12 protein-coding genes are annotated in these 16,477 nt (G+C 67.1%); 11 read left to right on the forward strand and 1 reads right to left on the reverse strand.

The window, feature by feature from the left end; genetic code table 11:
• Positions 1 to 104 precede the first annotated feature (104 nt).
• The 3 genes from mdoH to ACAM57_RS26950 all read left to right on the forward strand — a co-directional run bounded on the left by mdoH (position 105) and on the right by ACAM57_RS26950 (position 4,450).
• Positions 105 to 2,117, forward strand: coding sequence for a glucans biosynthesis glucosyltransferase MdoH (mdoH, locus tag ACAM57_RS26940; protein WP_369659570.1), 2,013 nt, complete (start codon positions 105 to 107; stop codon positions 2,115 to 2,117).
• Positions 2,118 to 2,414: 297 nt separating this feature from the next.
• Positions 2,415 to 3,314, forward strand: a complete 900-nt coding sequence (locus ACAM57_RS26945) for an RNA ligase family protein (RefSeq protein WP_369659571.1) — start codon at positions 2,415 to 2,417, stop codon at positions 3,312 to 3,314.
• On the forward strand, positions 3,311 to 4,450 hold the full coding sequence (locus tag ACAM57_RS26950) for an AAA family ATPase (protein ID WP_369659572.1): 1,140 nt from the start codon (positions 3,311 to 3,313) through the stop codon (positions 4,448 to 4,450). Before ACAM57_RS26945 ends, ACAM57_RS26950 begins: the two co-directional genes overlap by 4 nt.
• An 83-nt stretch (positions 4,451 to 4,533) precedes the next feature.
• On the opposite strand, the gene ffh is transcribed toward ACAM57_RS26950, so the two are convergent.
• On the reverse strand, positions 4,534 to 5,922 hold the full coding sequence (gene ffh, locus ACAM57_RS26955; protein WP_184634780.1) for a signal recognition particle protein: 1,389 nt from the start codon (positions 5,920 to 5,922) through the stop codon (positions 4,534 to 4,536).
• A gap of 115 nt (positions 5,923 to 6,037) precedes the next feature.
• On the opposite strand from ffh, the gene ACAM57_RS26960 reads away from it, so the two are divergent.
• From ACAM57_RS26960 to ACAM57_RS26995, 8 genes are all read left to right on the forward strand, one after another.
• A complete protein-coding gene (locus ACAM57_RS26960; RefSeq protein WP_369659573.1) occupies positions 6,038 to 6,853 on the forward strand; it encodes an inner membrane protein YpjD in 816 nt (271 codons plus the stop codon).
• Between the two features lies 1 nt (position 6,854).
• The gene (locus ACAM57_RS26965) at positions 6,855 to 7,115 is read left to right on the forward strand and encodes a PP0621 family protein (protein WP_369659574.1); all 261 of its coding nucleotides are present in this window, start codon (positions 6,855 to 6,857) and stop codon (positions 7,113 to 7,115) included.
• A complete protein-coding gene (locus ACAM57_RS26970) occupies positions 7,112 to 8,809 on the forward strand; it encodes a nitrogen regulation protein NR(II) (protein ID WP_369659575.1) in 1,698 nt (565 codons plus the stop codon). The genes ACAM57_RS26965 and ACAM57_RS26970 overlap by 4 nt, the downstream gene beginning before the upstream one ends.
• A 5-nt stretch (positions 8,810 to 8,814) precedes the next feature.
• The gene (locus ACAM57_RS26975) at positions 8,815 to 10,389 is read left to right on the forward strand and encodes a sigma-54 dependent transcriptional regulator (RefSeq protein WP_184634774.1); all 1,575 of its coding nucleotides are present in this window, start codon (positions 8,815 to 8,817) and stop codon (positions 10,387 to 10,389) included.
• A complete protein-coding gene (gene ampD / locus ACAM57_RS26980) occupies positions 10,376 to 10,987 on the forward strand; it encodes a 1,6-anhydro-N-acetylmuramyl-L-alanine amidase AmpD (RefSeq protein WP_369659576.1) in 612 nt (203 codons plus the stop codon). The genes ACAM57_RS26975 and ampD overlap by 14 nt, the downstream gene beginning before the upstream one ends.
• A gap of 349 nt (positions 10,988 to 11,336) precedes the next feature.
• A complete protein-coding gene (locus ACAM57_RS26985) occupies positions 11,337 to 14,261 on the forward strand; it encodes a ribonucleoside-diphosphate reductase subunit alpha (RefSeq protein ID WP_184634770.1) in 2,925 nt (974 codons plus the stop codon).
• A 191-nt stretch (positions 14,262 to 14,452) separates the two neighbouring features.
• Positions 14,453 to 15,712, forward strand: a complete 1,260-nt coding sequence (locus ACAM57_RS26990; RefSeq protein ID WP_369659577.1) for a ribonucleotide-diphosphate reductase subunit beta — start codon at positions 14,453 to 14,455, stop codon at positions 15,710 to 15,712.
• Between the two features lie 196 nt (positions 15,713 to 15,908).
• Entirely contained in the window at positions 15,909 to 16,418 is a 510-nt protein-coding gene (locus tag ACAM57_RS26995) for a histone H1-like DNA-binding protein (protein ID WP_369659578.1), read from the forward strand.
• Positions 16,419 to 16,477: the final 59 nt, after the last annotated feature.

Here is a 16,477-nt window from a genome sequence, read left to right on the forward strand (position 1 = left end):
GCGCTCGCAAGCGCCGGCGGCGCCTCTTCCGACTGTGTCTTCAAGCGCCTTCCGGCCATTGGCGACACCCCTTCCTCCATCGACAAGCAACGTTGGTAAATCACATGAAGCCGAACGACTTCTCCCAACTGAACGTGCTGGCCGACACCGATTTCTCGCGCCGCAGCCCGGTCCGCGAGGAACGCCACCCCAACTCGGTCACAGCACCTCCGATCAACCGCGGCTCGATGACGCCGCGCCCCTGGCGCGGTTTCTGGAACAGCCTCGGCACGGCAGCGCTGGTCAAGCTCGGCGCGGGCCGTGACGCCGAAGCCGGCGCTCACCCCGCCAACGAAACGAAGCAGCCCTGGCAGCGCGCAGCCGCCCGCCGCCGCCTCGCCTTCATGATGCTCACGCTGCTGAGCACCGTGATTGCGTCCTCGCTGTTCGCCAGCGTGCAGCCCGACTACGACAACCTCTGGCTCGAATACGGCCAGATCGGCCTGTACGGCCTGCTCTCGGGCTGGGTCGTGACCGGCTTCGTGACGGCCCTCATGGGCTTCTACGTCTCCGTGCGCGGCGACAAGCACTCCCTCTCGGCGAAGCAGGTGGCCCACCACCCGATGAACCCCGAGGCGCGCACCGCGATCATCATGCCGATCTGCAACGAGGACGTGGCCACCGTGTTCGCCGGCCTGCGCGCCACCTGCGAATCGGTCGCGGCCACCGGCCACGCCAAGCAGTTCGACGTGTTCGTGCTGTCCGACAGCTACAACCCCGAGACCGCCGCCGCCGAGCGCGCCGCCTGGGAAGACTTGCGCGCCGCACTGGCCGAGAGCCCCAACCAGCCGCAGGTCGAGGTCTACTACCGCCTGCGCACCCGCCGCACGCACCGCAAGGCCGGCAACGTGGCCGACTTCTGCCGCCGCTGGGGCAAGGACTACCGCTACATGGTCGTGCTCGACGCCGACTCGGTGATGAGCGGCGACTGCCTGACCTCGATGGTCAAGCTGATGGAAGCCAACCCCACCGCCGGCATCATCCAGACCGCGACGCAGGCCATCGGCCACGTCACGCTGCACGCCCGCGCTCAGCAGTTCGCTTCGCGCGTCACCGGCCGCCTGTTCACGCTGGGCATGCAGTTCTGGCAGCTGGGCGAGTCGCACTACTGGGGCCACAACGCGATCATCCGCGTCGAGCCCTTCATGAAGCACTGCGCGCTGGCCCCGATCAAGGGCACCGGCGGCATGTCGGGCGGCATCATGTCGCACGACTTCGTCGAAGCCGCCCTGATGCGCCGCGCCGGCTACCACGTGTGGCTGGTGTCCGACCTGGTCGGCAGCTACGAACAGCAACCGCCGGACCTGCTGGCCGAACTCCAGCGCGACCGCCGCTGGTGCCAGGGCAACCTGCAGAACGCCCGCCTGATGGCCGAACCCGGCATCCACTCCGTGCACCGCGCGATGTTCGTGACCGGCACCATGGCTTACGTCTCGGCCCCGCTGTGGCTCGCGTTCCTGACGCTGGGCACGGCCCTGTGGCTGAGCGGCTCGAGCCTGGTCTCCAGCTGGAGCGTGCTGCCCGCCGAACTGGCCGGCCTGTGGGTCTGGACCCTGTGCCTGCTGTTCCTGCCGCGCGTGCTGGGCATCGCCGCCGTGCTGATGCGCGGCGAGCAGCGCCAGTACGGTGGCCTGTGGGGCCTGGTGAAGAGCTCGGTGATGGAAGCCGGCCTGGCGATCGTGCAGGCACCGGTGCGCATGCTGGCTCATTCGCTCTTCGTGCTGGTCGCCCTCACCGGCATCAAGCTCGACTGGAAGTCGCCCCCGCGTGAAGCCGCCGCCGTGCCGTGGAAGGTCGCCGCCTCGCAGCTGGCGCCCATGACGCTGGTGATCGCAATGCTGGCCGCAGGCGTCGCCATGATCGACCCGAGCGCTCTGGTCTGGCTCATGCCCGTCGGCCTGCCGCTGCTGCTGGCGATCCCGCTGACCGTGCTGACCAGCCAGATCGCCCTGGGCACCACGCTGCGCGACCGCGGCTACCTGCTGATTCCCGAGGAATCGCGCTCGCCGGCCGTGCTGCGCCGTGCATGGATGCACGCGCTGCGCCTGGCGCGTCCGGCAGCTCTCGCGACGGCCTGATGCGCTGAAGCAATCGCCCCCGAAGGAAGCCGGCCACTGCGCCGGCTTTTTTCATGGCGCGCATATCGCTAGAATCGCCGACTCTTTTTTCATCCACCCACGGATCCCTTCGATCCACAGGAGCGCCAAGTGCCCCGTCTCGCCGTCATCACCCTCTGACGCCGACAACGCCGCTTCATTGCCGGTCATGTCGGGCGCCAAGCTGCGCTTTCCGCTGACCGCAATCCGCTTCTTCCAGCTTTCCAGCTTCGCTCCCGCACGTTGTCGGTTCTTCCTGGTTCCAACCGGAGAACAAACGTGTTTCCCCTCTCTTCTTCTCTTTCATCGATCCCGCTGCTCAAGTACCCGCGTACTGCGCACCTGGAAGGCTCCCGGCTGCAGGCCGGCGACAGCGACGACGGCCAGGCGCCGCTGTCGGAACTGCAAGGCATGCATGTCGTCATCGAGGAAAAGCTCGATGGCGCCAATGCCGCCGTGTCGTTCACTTCCGCAGGCGAACTGCTTCTGCAGTCGCGCGGCCACTACCTCGCGGGCGGCGCCGGCGAACGGCAGTTCAACCTGTTCAAGCACTGGGCCGCCGCGCATGAAGCGGCGCTGCTGGAGCGGCTCGAAGACCGCCATGTGATGTACGGCGAATGGTGCTTCGCCAAGCACAGTTGCTGGTACGACCGGCTGCCGGCCTTCTTCCTGGAGTTCGACATCTACGACCGGCAGTCGCAGTGCTTCCTGTCGACGCCGGCGCGGCATGCGCTGCTCGAAGGCAGCCCGGTGCTGCCGGTGCCCGTGCTCTACGAAGGCGAAATGCCACGCAGCGCGAAGGCATTGCAGGCGCTCGTGCGGCCCTCGCTGGCACGCAGCGCAAGCTGGAGGCCCGCCTTCGAAGCTGCGGTGGCACAGGAAGGCCAGCCGCTCGATCTGGTTCGGCAGCAGACCGACCTGTCCGATCTCGCCGAGGGCCTGTACCTCAAGACCGAGTCCAACGACCAGGTGACGGGCCGCTACAAGTGGGTGCGCCCGGATTTCGTCCAGACCATCCTCGACTCGGGCTCGCACCACAGCCGACGGCCGGTACTGCCCAACCAGCTCGCGCCGGGCGTGGACCTCTACGAGCCGACGCCGCAGCTGACCTGGCAGGACCTGGGCCTGCGCACCTTGCGCGATCCGGCCGAACTGACGACCACGGGGAGAAAGCGATGAACTTCGACGACTTGCGCGCCCTGGTGCCCGAGCCCGGCAAGGACACCGACTGGGCGCAATGCTGCGACCTGCTGCCGGCGCTGCTGCGCCTCGAGGAGACGCCGCAGGACCCGTACTACCACGCCGAAGGCAACGTCGGCATCCACACGCGCATGGTGCTCGACGCCCTGATGCAGGACGGGCACTACCGCCGCGCCGATGCCGACCGCCGCTTCGTGCTGTTCATGGCCTGCATGCTGCACGACATCGCCAAGCCCGACACCACGGTGATCGACGAGGCCAGCGGCCGCATCGGCCAGCCGGGCCACTCGCGCCGGGGCTCGGTCGACGTGCGCGTGCTGATGTGGAAGGCCCGCGTGCCCTTCGCGCTGCGCGAGGCGGTGTGCCGGATCATCGCGGTGCACCAGGTGCCGTTCCACGCCTTCGCCTCGCGCAAGGGCGTGCGGCCGGAGTGGCTGGTGCACAAGCTCTCGTGGGAGCTGAGCCTGCCCGACCTGTGCTGCGTGGCGCGCTGCGACATGCTCGGGCGCCACTACGAGAAGCGCGCGGACAGCATGGCCGACATCGCGCTCTTCGAGCAGCTGGCGCAGGAGGAAGGCTGCTGGGAAGGCCCTCGGAAGATGGCCGACGCCCACACGCGCCTGGCCTACTTCCGCGGCGCCGACACCAGCCCCGACTACCCGCTGTTCCAGAACGCCGGATCGCAGGTGACGGTGATGTGCGGACTGCCCGCCAGCGGCAAGAACCACTGGGTCGCGCTGCATCGAAAGGGCTGGCCGGTGGTGTCCTTCGACGATGCCCGCGCCGAACTCGGCCTGAAGCACGGCGAGAACGACGGCCTCGCCGCGCACCACGCGGTCGACCAGGCGAAGGCGCTGCTGCGCAGGCAGGAACGCTTCGTCTGGAACGCCACGCACCTGAGCCAGCAGATGCGCACCAAGACGCTCGACCTGCTGTGGGCCTACCACGCGCACATCGAGCTGGTGTACCTGGAAGCGCCGCACGCGGAGCTGATGCGCCGCAACCGCGAGCGCGACACCACGCTGTCGAACGCGGGCATCGAGCGCATGCTGCACCGCTGGGAGCTGCCGGCGCCGGTGGAGGCGCACGAAACGGTCTACGAAGTGCAGGCCTGAAGCAAGCGCGGACCTGAAAAGCAGAAGGCCCGCCGGTCACCCCGGCGGGCCTTCTTATATATATGTGTGCGTGCGGCGTCCGCTCAGAACGGCAGCTTCGGCCCGCCGGGGCCGCCCATTCCGCCCAGGCCCTTCATGCCGCCCATGCGCTTCATCATCTTCATGAGGCCGCCGCCCTTCATCTTCTTCATCATTCCCTGCATCTGCTCGAACTCGTTGAGCAGGCGGTTCACTTCCTGGACCTGCACGCCGGCACCGGCCGCGATGCGGCGCTTGCGCGTGGCCTTCAGCAGCTCGGGCTTGCGCCGCTCCAGCGGAGTCATGCTGTTGATGATGCCTTCCTTGCGGCGGATGTCGCGCTCGGCGCGGCTCAGGTCGGCCTCGCTGGCCTTGGCGGCCATCTGCGTGGGCAGCTTGTCCATCAGGCTGGAGAGGCCGCCCATCTGCTTCATCTGCTGCAGCTGGCCGAGGAAGTCGTTGAGGTCGAAGCCCGCGCCGCTCTTGACCTTGGCGGCGAGCTTCTGCGCCGCCGCCACGTCTACACCGGCCGTGACCTGCTCGACCAGCGCCACGATGTCGCCCATGCCCAGGATGCGGCCCGCGTGGCGTTCGGCGTCGAACACCTCCAGGCCGTCGATCTTCTCGCTCACGCCCGCGAACTTGATCGGCACGCCCGTCACCTGCCGCACCGACAGCGCCGCGCCGCCGCGTGAATCGCCGTCGGTCTTGGTCAGGATGATGCCGGTGAGCGGCAGCGCTTCCTTGAAGGCCTTGGCGGTGTTGACCGCGTCCTGGCCCTGCATGGCGTCGACCACGAATAGGGTTTCGACCGGGTCGAGCGCCGCGTGCAGCTGCTTGATTTCGGCCATCAGCACTTCGTCGATGGCCAGGCGGCCGGCCGTGTCGACCAGCAGTACGTCGAAATAGTGGCGCCTGGCGTGGTCGAGCGCGGCGCGCGCGATGTCCAGCGGCTTCTGGTCGGGCGTGCTCGGGAACCACTCGGCGCCGGCCTGCCTGGTGACGGTCTTGAGCTGCTCGATGGCGGCGGGGCGATACACGTCGCCCGACACGGTGAGCACCTTCTTCTTGCGCTTCTCGATCAGGTGCTTGGCCAGCTTGGCGGTGGTGGTGGTCTTGCCGGCGCCCTGCAGGCCGGCCATCAGGATCACCGCCGGCGGCTGGGCCGCGAGGTTGATGTCGGAAACGCCCTCGCCCATGGTGGCGGCGAGCTCGCGGTTGACGATGCCCACCAGCGCCTGGCCCGGCTTGAGCGAGCCCAGCACTTCCTGGCCGAGCGCCTTCTCCTTCACGCGGGCGACGAAATCGCGCACGACGGGCAGGGCCACGTCGGCTTCCAGCAGCGCCATGCGCACCTCGCGCAGCATGTCCTGCACGTTGCTTTCGGTGATGCGGGCCTGGCCGCTCATCGTCTTGACGAGGCGGGAGAACTTTTCTGTGAGGGCGGTGGCCATGAGGGAGATGCCTTGCTGCCCGCTGCGGCGCGGGCCGGATGAGAAGCCTGGGAGACGGGAAAGAACTTGAAGCCGGGCGCCGGGAACGCAATAGCGAGACGCTAAACTCCGGCCGATGATTTTAGCGATCCCCTCCCCGCTCGGCGTGGCTCTGGGCATCGCCACCGCGGTTGCCTACGGTTTTGTCGCCGCCGCCGGCGCCAGATTCAGCCGCCAATCGACCCAATGGACGCTCGGGATCGCATGGCTGCTGCACGCCGCCGCTCTCGCCCATGGTCTCGTCGGCAGCGAACCGCGCTTCGGTTTCGCGCCCGCGCTGTCGGTCACGGCCTGGCTGGTGCTCACTGTCTACGCGGTCGAAAGCCGCATGTATCCGCAACTGAAGGTGCGTCGCGCGCTCGCCTGGCTGGGCGCGGCCGCGGTGCTGCTGGCCATCCTGTTTCCCGGCACGCCGCTGCACGTGACGGCCTCGCCATGGCTGCCGCTGCACCTGGCGCTGGGCATCGCCTCGTACGGCCTTTTCGGCGCCGCCGTGGTGCACGCCTGGCTCATCACCCGCGCAGAGAAGCAGATCCGCCTGGCCGCGGCCGTGGAGCCGCAAGGCGGCGTGCCGCTGCTCACGCTCGAGCGGCTCACCTTCCGCTTCGTCACCGCCGGCTTCGTGCTGCTGTCGGCCACGCTGCTGGCGGGCCTGCTGTTCAGCGAGCAGCTGTACGGCGCCGCCGGCCGTGCCTGGAAATGGGACCACAAGACCATCTTCTCGGTGCTCGCCTGGATCAGCTTCGCGATCCTGCTGATCGGCCGCGCCCGCTTCGGCTGGCGCGGACGGACCGCGCGCCGCGTGCTCTATGCCGGCTCGGCGCTGCTGCTGCTGGCCTACGTCGGCTCGCGCTTCGTGCTCGAAGTGGTTCTCGCGCGCCCCCCCGCCTGAAATGAAATACCTCCTCGTCCTCGCGGTGCTCTGGGTCGCGATCTGGCTCTGGCGCAAGAACCGGCGCGAAGAAATGCACGACGCCATGCGCGAGCGCGCGGCCAAGGCACGGCAACAGCAGCGCACGGCCGCCAGCCAGCCGCAGGCCATGGTGCGCTGCGCCCATTGCGGCCTGCACCTGCCGGAGACCGATGCCATCGCCGGCCCCGGCGGCGCGGTCTACTGCAGCACCGCGCACCGCGAAGCCGCCACGCAGCAATGAGCACGCCCCTGTGGTCGCGCGGCGAGCCGGTCACCGACTGGGACGTGCTCGACCAGGGCCCGGCCGAGAGCTCGGCGCTGGGCCGCCTCTGGCGCGGCTTCATGGGCGCGCGCTGCTTCGTCGCGCTGGTGCTGGTGCTGCTGCAGGGCGTGGCGTTCGCGATCGGCCAGACCATGCAGACGGCGGCCATCGCCGTCTCGGCGCTGTACCTGGCCGCGACATGGCTGGGCATGCGCTACTCGCGCTTCCAGCCGCCGATCCGGGGCTTCGCCGCGTCGTGGCTGATGACCATCGGCATCGACCTGGCGGCCTTCGCCGCCTTGCAGGTGCTGCAGGGCGGCAACGTCAACTACACGCCGCTGTTCGCGCTGCCGGTGCTCATGAGCGCGGTGCTGGGCACCATGATCGTGAGCCTGGGCACCACTGCCACCGTCACGCTGCTGCTGCTGGCCGACGCGGGCTGGCACTGGCTGCAGCAGTCAGCCGATTCGTCGCCGCGCTTCGTGCAGGCGGCGCTCACCGGCACCGGATTCTTCGTGGTGGCGCTGCTCGCGCACGAGATGGCCCGCCGGCTGGCGCGCGAGGAAGCGGTGGCGCAGCGCAACCGCAGCAGCGCGCAGATGCAGGCGCAGGTCAACGACCTGGTGATCGAGACGCTGAGCGAAGGCGTGCTGGTGATCGACGCCGAGGGCCTGGTGCATGCGGCCAACCCCGCGGCCGACGCCATCCTCGGCCAGGGCCTGGCCAGGCTGACGCTGCCCTTCCCGCTGCATGCGCAGCCGGCCTGGCACGCACTCGCCGCGCTGGCCCGCCAGACCTTCGCGCGCCGGGCGCCGCAGACGGAGGAAATTCCGGTGGCGCAGGCGCGCGGCGCGGCGCGCGAGGTGCGCGTGCGCACTCGCCTCACGCCCGCGAGCGAGAAGCGCGCCGACAGCCTGTGCGTGATGTTCCTGCAGGACCTGCGCGAGCTCGAGGCCCGCATCCGCACCGAGAAGCTGGCGGCCATGGGCCGCATGTCGGCCGCCGTGGCGCACGAGATCCGCAACCCGCTGGCCGCCATCACGCAGGCCAGCGCGCTGCTCAACGAAGACCTGACCGACCCCGCGCACCGCAAGCTGACGAGCATGGTGCAGCACAACGCGCAGCGCCTGGCGCGCATCGTGGACGACGTGCTCGACGTTTCCCGCGCGCGCCAGCAGCGCGTGCTCTCGCTCGGCGAGCAGCTGGTGCTCGACCCTGCGGTGCAGGTGCTGGCCGAGGAATGGGTGCGCCAGACGCAGCGCAAGGGCGTGCTCATGTCGTTCGACGCGCCCGCCAGCGAGGTGCGCTTCGATGCCGAGCACCTGCGCCGGCTGATCGTGAACCTGCTGGACAACGCCTCGCGCTACGCCGGCACGCGCGAGGGCTCGATCCAGGTGCTGACCGCGCTGCAGCGCAGCGGCACCAGCCGCCCGAGCCTGATGGTGTGGAGCGACGGCGCACCGCTCGAACCGGCGGTGCAGCGGCACCTGTTCGAGCCGTTCTTCTCTTCGGAAAGCCGCTCCAGCGGACTGGGCCTTTTCCTGTGCCGCGAACTGTGCCGGCGGCACGGCGCCACCATCGGCTACGAGCGCCGCGCGCTGGTGCCGGGCGGGCCCGAGGGCAACGAATTCTTCGTCAGCTTCGCCCCCAGCGAAAACCGGCTGACACAATAGCGCCCGTGAGCAACTCCCCCTCTTCTTCCACCCAGCGGCCGGCGCAGATCCTGGTCATCGACGACGAGCCCGATCTGCGCACGCTGTACGAGCTGACGCTGCTGCGCGAGGGCTATCGCGTCGAGGCGGCGGGCAGCGTGTCGGAAGCCTGGCAGCACCTGGAGGCCGCGCGCTTCGACGCGGTGATCACCGACATGCGGCTGCCCGACGGGCAGGGCATGGAAATCATCCACCGCATCCAGAAGAATCAGCGCAGCGAGCGCTGCGTGGTGATGACCGCCTACGGCTCCGCCGAGAACGCGGTGGAGGCGCTGAAGGCCGGCGCCTTCGACTACCTCACGAAGCCGGTCGACCTCAAGCAGTTCCGCGCGGTGGTGGCTTCCGCCGTGCAGGCGCGGACGACGCCGCAGCCGCTGGCCAAGCCTGTGCAGGCGACGCCCGCTGGAAGCAACAGGGCCGAAGCAGAGGCGGCGCCCACGTCCGGCACCGGCATCGCCGCGCTCGACCGGCTGGTGGGCGAATCGGAGCCGATGCGGCTGGTCAAGTCACGCATCGCCAAGGTGGCGCGGGGCATGGCGCCGGTGCTGGTGCGCGGCGAATCGGGCACCGGCAAGGAACTGGTCGCGCGCGCGGTGCATGCCTGCAGCCAGCGCAGCGAAGGGCCCTTCGTCGCGGTGAACTGCGGCGCGATTCCCGAGAACCTGCTCGAGGCCGAGTTCTTCGGGGCGAAGAAGGGCTCGTACACCGGATCCTCGCAGGATCGCGACGGCTACTTCCAGGCCGCGCGCGGCGGCACGCTGTTCCTCGACGAAATCGGCGACCTGCCGCTGGCGATGCAGTCGAAGCTGTTGCGCGCGATCCAGGAGCGCAGCGTGCGCTCGATCGGCTCGACGCAGGAAGAAGCCGTCGACGTGCGCATCGTCAGCGCCACCCACAAGGACCTGCACTCCGAAGTGCAGGCAGGCCGCTTCCGGCAAGACCTCTTCTACCGCCTCAACGTGATCGAGATCGCGGTGCCCGCATTGCGCGACCGCCGCGAGGACCTGCCCGCGCTGTGCAACGCGCTGCTTTCGCGCATCGCACAAGACGGCGGGCTGCCGGTGCCGCACCTGTCTGACGAACTGCTGCGCCGCCTCGCGCAGCATCCGCTGAACGGCAACGTGCGCGAGCTCGAGAACCTGCTGCACCGCGCGGTGGCGCTGAACGACGGCGACGAGCTGCATCTGGATCTGATGGGCGGCTTCACGGCCGCGGCCGAAGCTGCCGCGTCCTCCGCGCCAGCCCCGCTGTCGCCCGTCGGTGCCGATGCGCTTGCCGTGCCGGCACCGGCGCCGAGTGCGCCCGTGGTGGCACCGCCCAGGGCCGCGCCGCCGCCGCTGCCCTCCGACCTGCAGGCCTACCTCGACCAGCAGGAGCGCGAGATTCTCGTGCGCGCGCTGCACGAGAGCGGCTTCAACCGCACTGCCGCCGCCGCCCGGCTGGGCATGAGCCTGCGCCAGATCCGCTACCGCATCGCGCGACTGGGCATCACCACGCCCAACGGCGACGATGGTGCGAACAGCAGCCATGCCGACGACTGAAGAAGCCCCCCCGGCGTCTGGCGACGCACTCTGGCGGGCCGGCTGGTACCGCTTCGCGAAAGCCCTGCCCTCTCCCAACTTCGGGCCCCGGCCGCGGGGCGCGCAGATCGACCTCATCGTGCTGCACTCGATCAGCCTGCCGCCCGGCGAGTACGGCGGCGACGAGGTGCAGAGGCTTTTCACCAACCGGCTCGACTGGAACGCGCACCCCTACTTCCAGGCCCTACGCGGGCTGGAGGTTTCGTCGCATTTCTACGTGCGGCGCAACGGCGAACTCTGGCAGTTCGTGAGCTGCGACGACCGCGCCTGGCATGCGGGCGTGTCGTCCTGGCGCGGCCGCGAAAACTGCAACGACTACTCCATCGGCATCGAGCTGGAGGGCCTGGAAGGCCAGCCCTTCGAGGAGCCTCAATACGAGACGCTCGCGAGCCTGTGCGCCGCCATCGCGCAGCATTTTCCGGTCGGGCACATCGCCGGCCACGAGCACGTCGCGCCGGGGCGCAAGCAGGACCCGGGCGCCGGCTTCGACTGGCGCCTGCTGCGCGAACAGCTCGGCTGGAATCCACAGATGTTTCCCGAGCAGGTGATCCGGCGCTAATTTTTTCAATCGCGCGGCGGCTTGCGATGCGACGCTCATGCGCCGCAGCAAAGAGAATCTTTCAAACGCGCGATGCAGCAACCATGCGCCCTGCAGGCCCAAATCGGCCTGCAAGCCACGGCCCATGCGGGTTGCAGGACCATAGGCCAGTATTCATGGGGCATCTTTGCAGGTGTTCTATTGCGGAAGTAATACCGGCAATCCTTGTATCCATTGGAAAACGCTACATCTAGTGGGTTGTACGCCCCGTGCACCCTAGATATAGTGTCCCCCGTCCGGTACCGTACACCGGTGCGGCGCCGGGCCAGGTGCCGCCATCCAACAAGAATTGCCAACTGAGAGGAAGCGAATGCAAACAGCCCTGAACCCCCAATCGACCCCGCGTGCCATCCCCTCCACGCCGTCGCAGCAGCAGCGAGACACTGCTGGCTCCCCCGCCGGCCAGAACCTGGCCCACTACCAGATCATCCGCCGCAACGGCGCCGTCGTTCCCTTCGAGCCGAACAAGATCGCCATCGCGATGATGAAGGCCTTCCTGGCCGTGCACGGCACGCAGGGCGCGGCATCGGCCAGCGTGCGCGAGACGGTCGACACGCTCACGCAGGGCGTGATCCGCGCGCTGGTGCGTTCCCGTCCGGGCGGCGGCACCTTCCACATCGAGGACGTGCAGGACCAGGTCGAGCTCGGCCTGATGCGCGGCGGCCACCATGAGATCGCCCGCGCCTACGTGCTGTACCGCGAGCGCCGCACGCAGGAGCGCTCGAAGCAGGGCGAGCAGGAAGTGCCGGCCGCTCCCGCGCTGCACGTGCTGGACAAGGGCGAGCTGGTCGCGCTCGACCTGAACGAGCTCAAGAGCCTGATCGAGTCGGCCTGCGAAGGCCTGGGCGACAGCATCACGGCCGCTCCCATCGTCGCCGAGACGATGCGCAACCTGTACGACGGCGTGCCGCTCGACGAGGTCTACAAGGCCTCGATCCTGGCGGCCCGTACGCTGATCGAAAAAGACCCCGACTACACCTTCGCCACCGCACGCCTGCTGCTGCACACGATCTTCAAGGAGATCATCGGCCGCGAAGTGCTGCCCGCCGAACGCGCATCCGCCTACGCCGACTACTTCCCGCAGTTCATCAAGAAGGGCGTGGACAACGACCTGCTCGACGAGAAGCTGCTGCAGTACGACCTGCCCCGCCTGGGCGCGGCCCTGAAACCCGAGCGCGACAACCAGTTCGACTACCTCGGCCTGCAGACCCTGTACGACCGCTACTTCCTGCACGTGCGCAAGACCCGCATCGAGCTGCCGCAGGCCTTCTTCATGCGCGTGGCCATGGGCCTGTCGCTCAACGAGATCGACCGCGAAGCGCGCGCCATCGAGTTCTACGAGGTGCTGTCTTCGTTCGACTTCATGTCGAGCACGCCCACGCTGTTCAACGCCGGCACGCTGCGCTCGCAGCTGTCGAGCTGCTACCTGACCACGGTGCCCGACGACCTGGACGGCATCTATGAGTCGATCAAGGAAAACGCGCTGCTGTCGAAGTTCGCCGGCGGCCTGGGCAACGACTGGACCCGCGTTCGCGCGCTCGGCAGCCACATCAAGGGCACGAACGGCGAATCGCAGGGCGTGGTGCCCTTCCTGAAGGTGGTGAACGACACGGCCGTGGCCGTGAACCAGGGCGGCAAGCGCAAGGGCGCCGTCTGCACCTACCTCGAAACCTGGCACCTCGACATCGAGGAGTTCCTGGAGCTGCGCAAGAACACCGGCGACGACCGCCGCCGCACGCACGACATGAACACAGCCAACTGGATCCCTGACCTGTTCATGCGCCGCGTGATGGAAAAGGGCACCTGGACGCTGTTCTCGCCCTCCAACGTGCCCGACCTGCACGACCTGTTCGGCGCCGAGTTCGAGAAGGCCTACGTCGCCTACGAAGAGAAGGCTGCCCGCGGCGAGATCAAGCCGAGCCGCACCATCCAGGCCACCGATCTGTGGCGCAAGATGCTCACGATGCTGTTCGAGACCGGCCACCCCTGGATCACGTTCAAGGATGCCTGCAACGTGCGCTCGCCGCAGCAGCACGCCGGCGTCGTGCACTCGTCCAACCTGTGCACCGAGATCACGCTGAACACCAGCGACACCGAAACCGCCGTGTGCAACCTGGGTTCGGTGAACCTGCTGCAGCACCTGAAGGACGGCAAGGTCGACCAGGAGAAGCTGAAGAAGACCGTGTCGACCGCGATGCGCATGCTCGACAACGTGATCGACATCAACTACTACGCCGTGAAGAAGGCGCGCGACTCGAACCTGCGCCACCGTCCGGTCGGCCTGGGCCTGATGGGCTTCCAGGACGCGCTGTACGAACTGCGCATTCCCTACGCTTCGCAGGAAGCCGTGCAGTTCGCCGACGAGTCGATGGAAGCCATCTGCTACCACGCCTACTGGGCCTCGACCGAGCTGGCCAAGGAACGCGGCAAGTACTCGAGCTACAAGGGCTCGCTGTGGGACAAGGGCGTGCTGCCGATCGACTCGCTCGACCTGCTCGAGAAGCAGCGCGGCGGCTACGTCGAGGTCGACCGCTCGGCCACCCTCGACTGGGACGCGCTGCGCTCGAAGATCAAGGCCGACGGCATGCGCAACTCGAACTGCGTGGCGATTGCTCCGACCGCGACCATCTCGAACATCATCGGCGTGGACGCCTCGATCGAGCCCTGCTTCGGCAACCTCTCGGTCAAGTCGAACCTGTCGGGCGAATTCACCGTGATCAACCACTACCTGGTGCGCGACCTCAAGCGCCTGGGCCTGTGGGACGACGTGATGGTGATGGACCTGAAGCACTTCGACGGTTCGCTGCGCCCCATCGACCGCGTGCCGCAGGACGTGAAGGCGCTCTACGCCACCGCGTTCGAGATCGAGACCACGTGGCTGGTGGAAGCCGCCGCGCGTCGCCAGAAGTGGATCGACCAGGCGCAGTCGCTGAACATCTACATGGCCGGCGCATCGGGCAAGAAGCTCGACGACACCTACAAGCTCGCATGGCTGCGCGGCCTGAAGACCACGTACTACCTGCGCACGCAGAGCGCGACGCACGCAGAGAAGTCGACGGTGCAGTCGGGCCGCCTCAACGCGGTGTCGTCGGGCAACGGCGAAGCGACTTCTTCCTCCGGCATGAGCGCGCTCGAAGCCGCTGCTGCTGCGGCAAAGGCGCAGATGAGCGCGATTCCCGCCACCGACATCGCGTTCTGCGGCGTGGACGATCCGACCTGCGAAGCGTGCCAATAAACGCTTCGGTGCTCGCGACAACAACTCAGTGAGGTGCTCGCGAAATCGCGCGACGTTCAATCAATCAAGGCATTGACTGACATCGCGCGATGCATGCGAGCAACATAACAACCACATAAATGGCGTGCGATGTGAACGAGCACTTTGCAACTCACATCGTTACTCCGATAATTTGAGCATTGGATTTTTCTATGTTGACCTGGGACGAAGAAGTCAAGCCCTCCTTACCAAAGGATATGCAACAAGGTTTGCAGCACCACAACGCATCGACCGGCGGATTGCCCGCAGGCCGTTCGGTGGACGCTCCGGCTTCGTCTTCGATTGCGCAACCCGCCCTCCGCACCTTCAGCACGCTCGATGACGGCGCGCAGGTGCGCCCGGTTGCCACCGCCGCTCCTGCAGCAGCAACGCCCGCAATCGCCGCCCAATCCACCCAGCGCGTCAAGGCTTCGGACAAGCGCATCATCAACGGCCAGACCGACGTCAACCAGCTGGTGCCGTTCAAGTACAAGTGGGCGTGGGAGAAGTACCTCGCCACCTGCGCCAACCACTGGATGCCGCAGGAAGTGAACATGACGCGCGACATCGCGCTCTGGAAAGATCCGAACGGCCTGAGCGAGGACGAGCGCCGCATCGTCAAGCGCAACCTCGGCTTCTTCGTGACCGCCGACTCGCTGGCCGCCAACAACATCGTGCTGGGCACCTACCGCCACATCACGGCGCCCGAATGCCGCCAGTTCCTGCTGCGCCAGGCTTTCGAGGAAGCGATCCACACGCACGCGTACCAGTACATCGTAGAGTCGCTCGGCCTGGACGAGAGCGAGATCTTCAACGCCTACAACGAAGTGCCGTCGATCCGCGAGAAGGACCAGTTCCTGATCCCGTTCATCGACGCCATCAGCGACCCCAACTTCCACACCGGCACGCCCGAGGCCGACCAGAAGCTGCTGAAGTCGCTCATCGTGTTCGCCTGCCTGATGGAAGGCCTCTTCTTCTACGTCGGCTTCACGCAGATCCTCGCGCTGGGCCGCCAGAACAAGATGACCGGCGCCGCCGAGCAGTACCAGTACATCCTGCGCGACGAGTCGATGCACTGCAATTTCGGCATCGACCTGATCAACCAGCTCAAGCTCGAGAACCCCGGCCTCTGGACGGCGGAGTTCAAGGCGGAGATCAAGGCGCTCTTCCTGCGCGCCGTCGAGCTCGAATACAGATACGCCGAAGACACCATGCCCCGTGGCGTGCTCGGCATGAACGCCTCCATGTTCAAGGGCTACCTGCGCTACATCGCCAACCGGCGTGCACAGCAGATCGGCCTCGAAACGCTCTTCCCGAACGAAGAAAATCCGTTCCCGTGGATGAGCGAAATGATTGACCTGAAGAAAGAGCGCAATTTCTTCGAAACCCGCGTGATCGAATACCAGTCGGGTGGTGCGCTCTCCTGGGATTGAATCTTTCGAAAAGAATTAATGAATTCAAGAATTGCCCTTGCCACCGATCGCGCCGAAGAGCGCGGCATGGACGAGGGCTCAGGTGTTCATGGTGCTGGAGCAAAGATTCCAACACCATGAATCGCTTCACGTTACCCAACGTGCGTGGAGTGCTTCAATAGGTTGATTTTTTCAACTTGATCAAGGAGAAATAGAAATGGCAACTGCAAAGAAAGCTCCGGCTAAGAAAGCCGCTGCAAAGAAGGCTCCGGCTAAGAAGGCCGTCGCCGCCAAGAAGGCTCCTGCCAAAAAGGTAGCCGCCAAGAAGGCACCGGCCAAGAAGGTCGCGGCCAAGAAGGCTCCGGCAAAGAAGGTAGCAGCGAAGAAGGCAGCACCGGCGAAGAAGGCCGCTGCCAAGAAGGCTCCTGCCAAGAAGGCCGTAGCGAAGAAGGCTCCTGCCAAGAAGGCCGTAGCGAAGAAGGCGCCTGCGAAGAAGGCCGCTGCCAAGAAGGCGCCTGCGAAGAAGGCTGCTGCCAAGAAGGCCCCTGCCAAAAAGGCTGCGGCCAAGAAAGCCGCGAAAAAGCCTGCTGCCAAGAAGCCTGCTGCGAAGAAGGCTCCCAAGGCCGCTGCTCCTGCCAAGGCTGCCGCCGTAGCGCCTGCCCCTGCGGCGCAAACGACGCTGAACCCCCAGGCAGCCTGGCCGTTCCCCACGGCCAGCAAGCCCTGAGTTTCTCAGCGGCCTTGAAGGCAAAAAGCCCGGCACCTCACGGTGCCGGGCTTTTTTTA

The organism is Variovorax sp. V15 (assembly GCF_041154425.1).
GTDB lineage: Bacteria > Pseudomonadota > Gammaproteobacteria > Burkholderiales > Burkholderiaceae_C > Variovorax > Variovorax guangxiensis.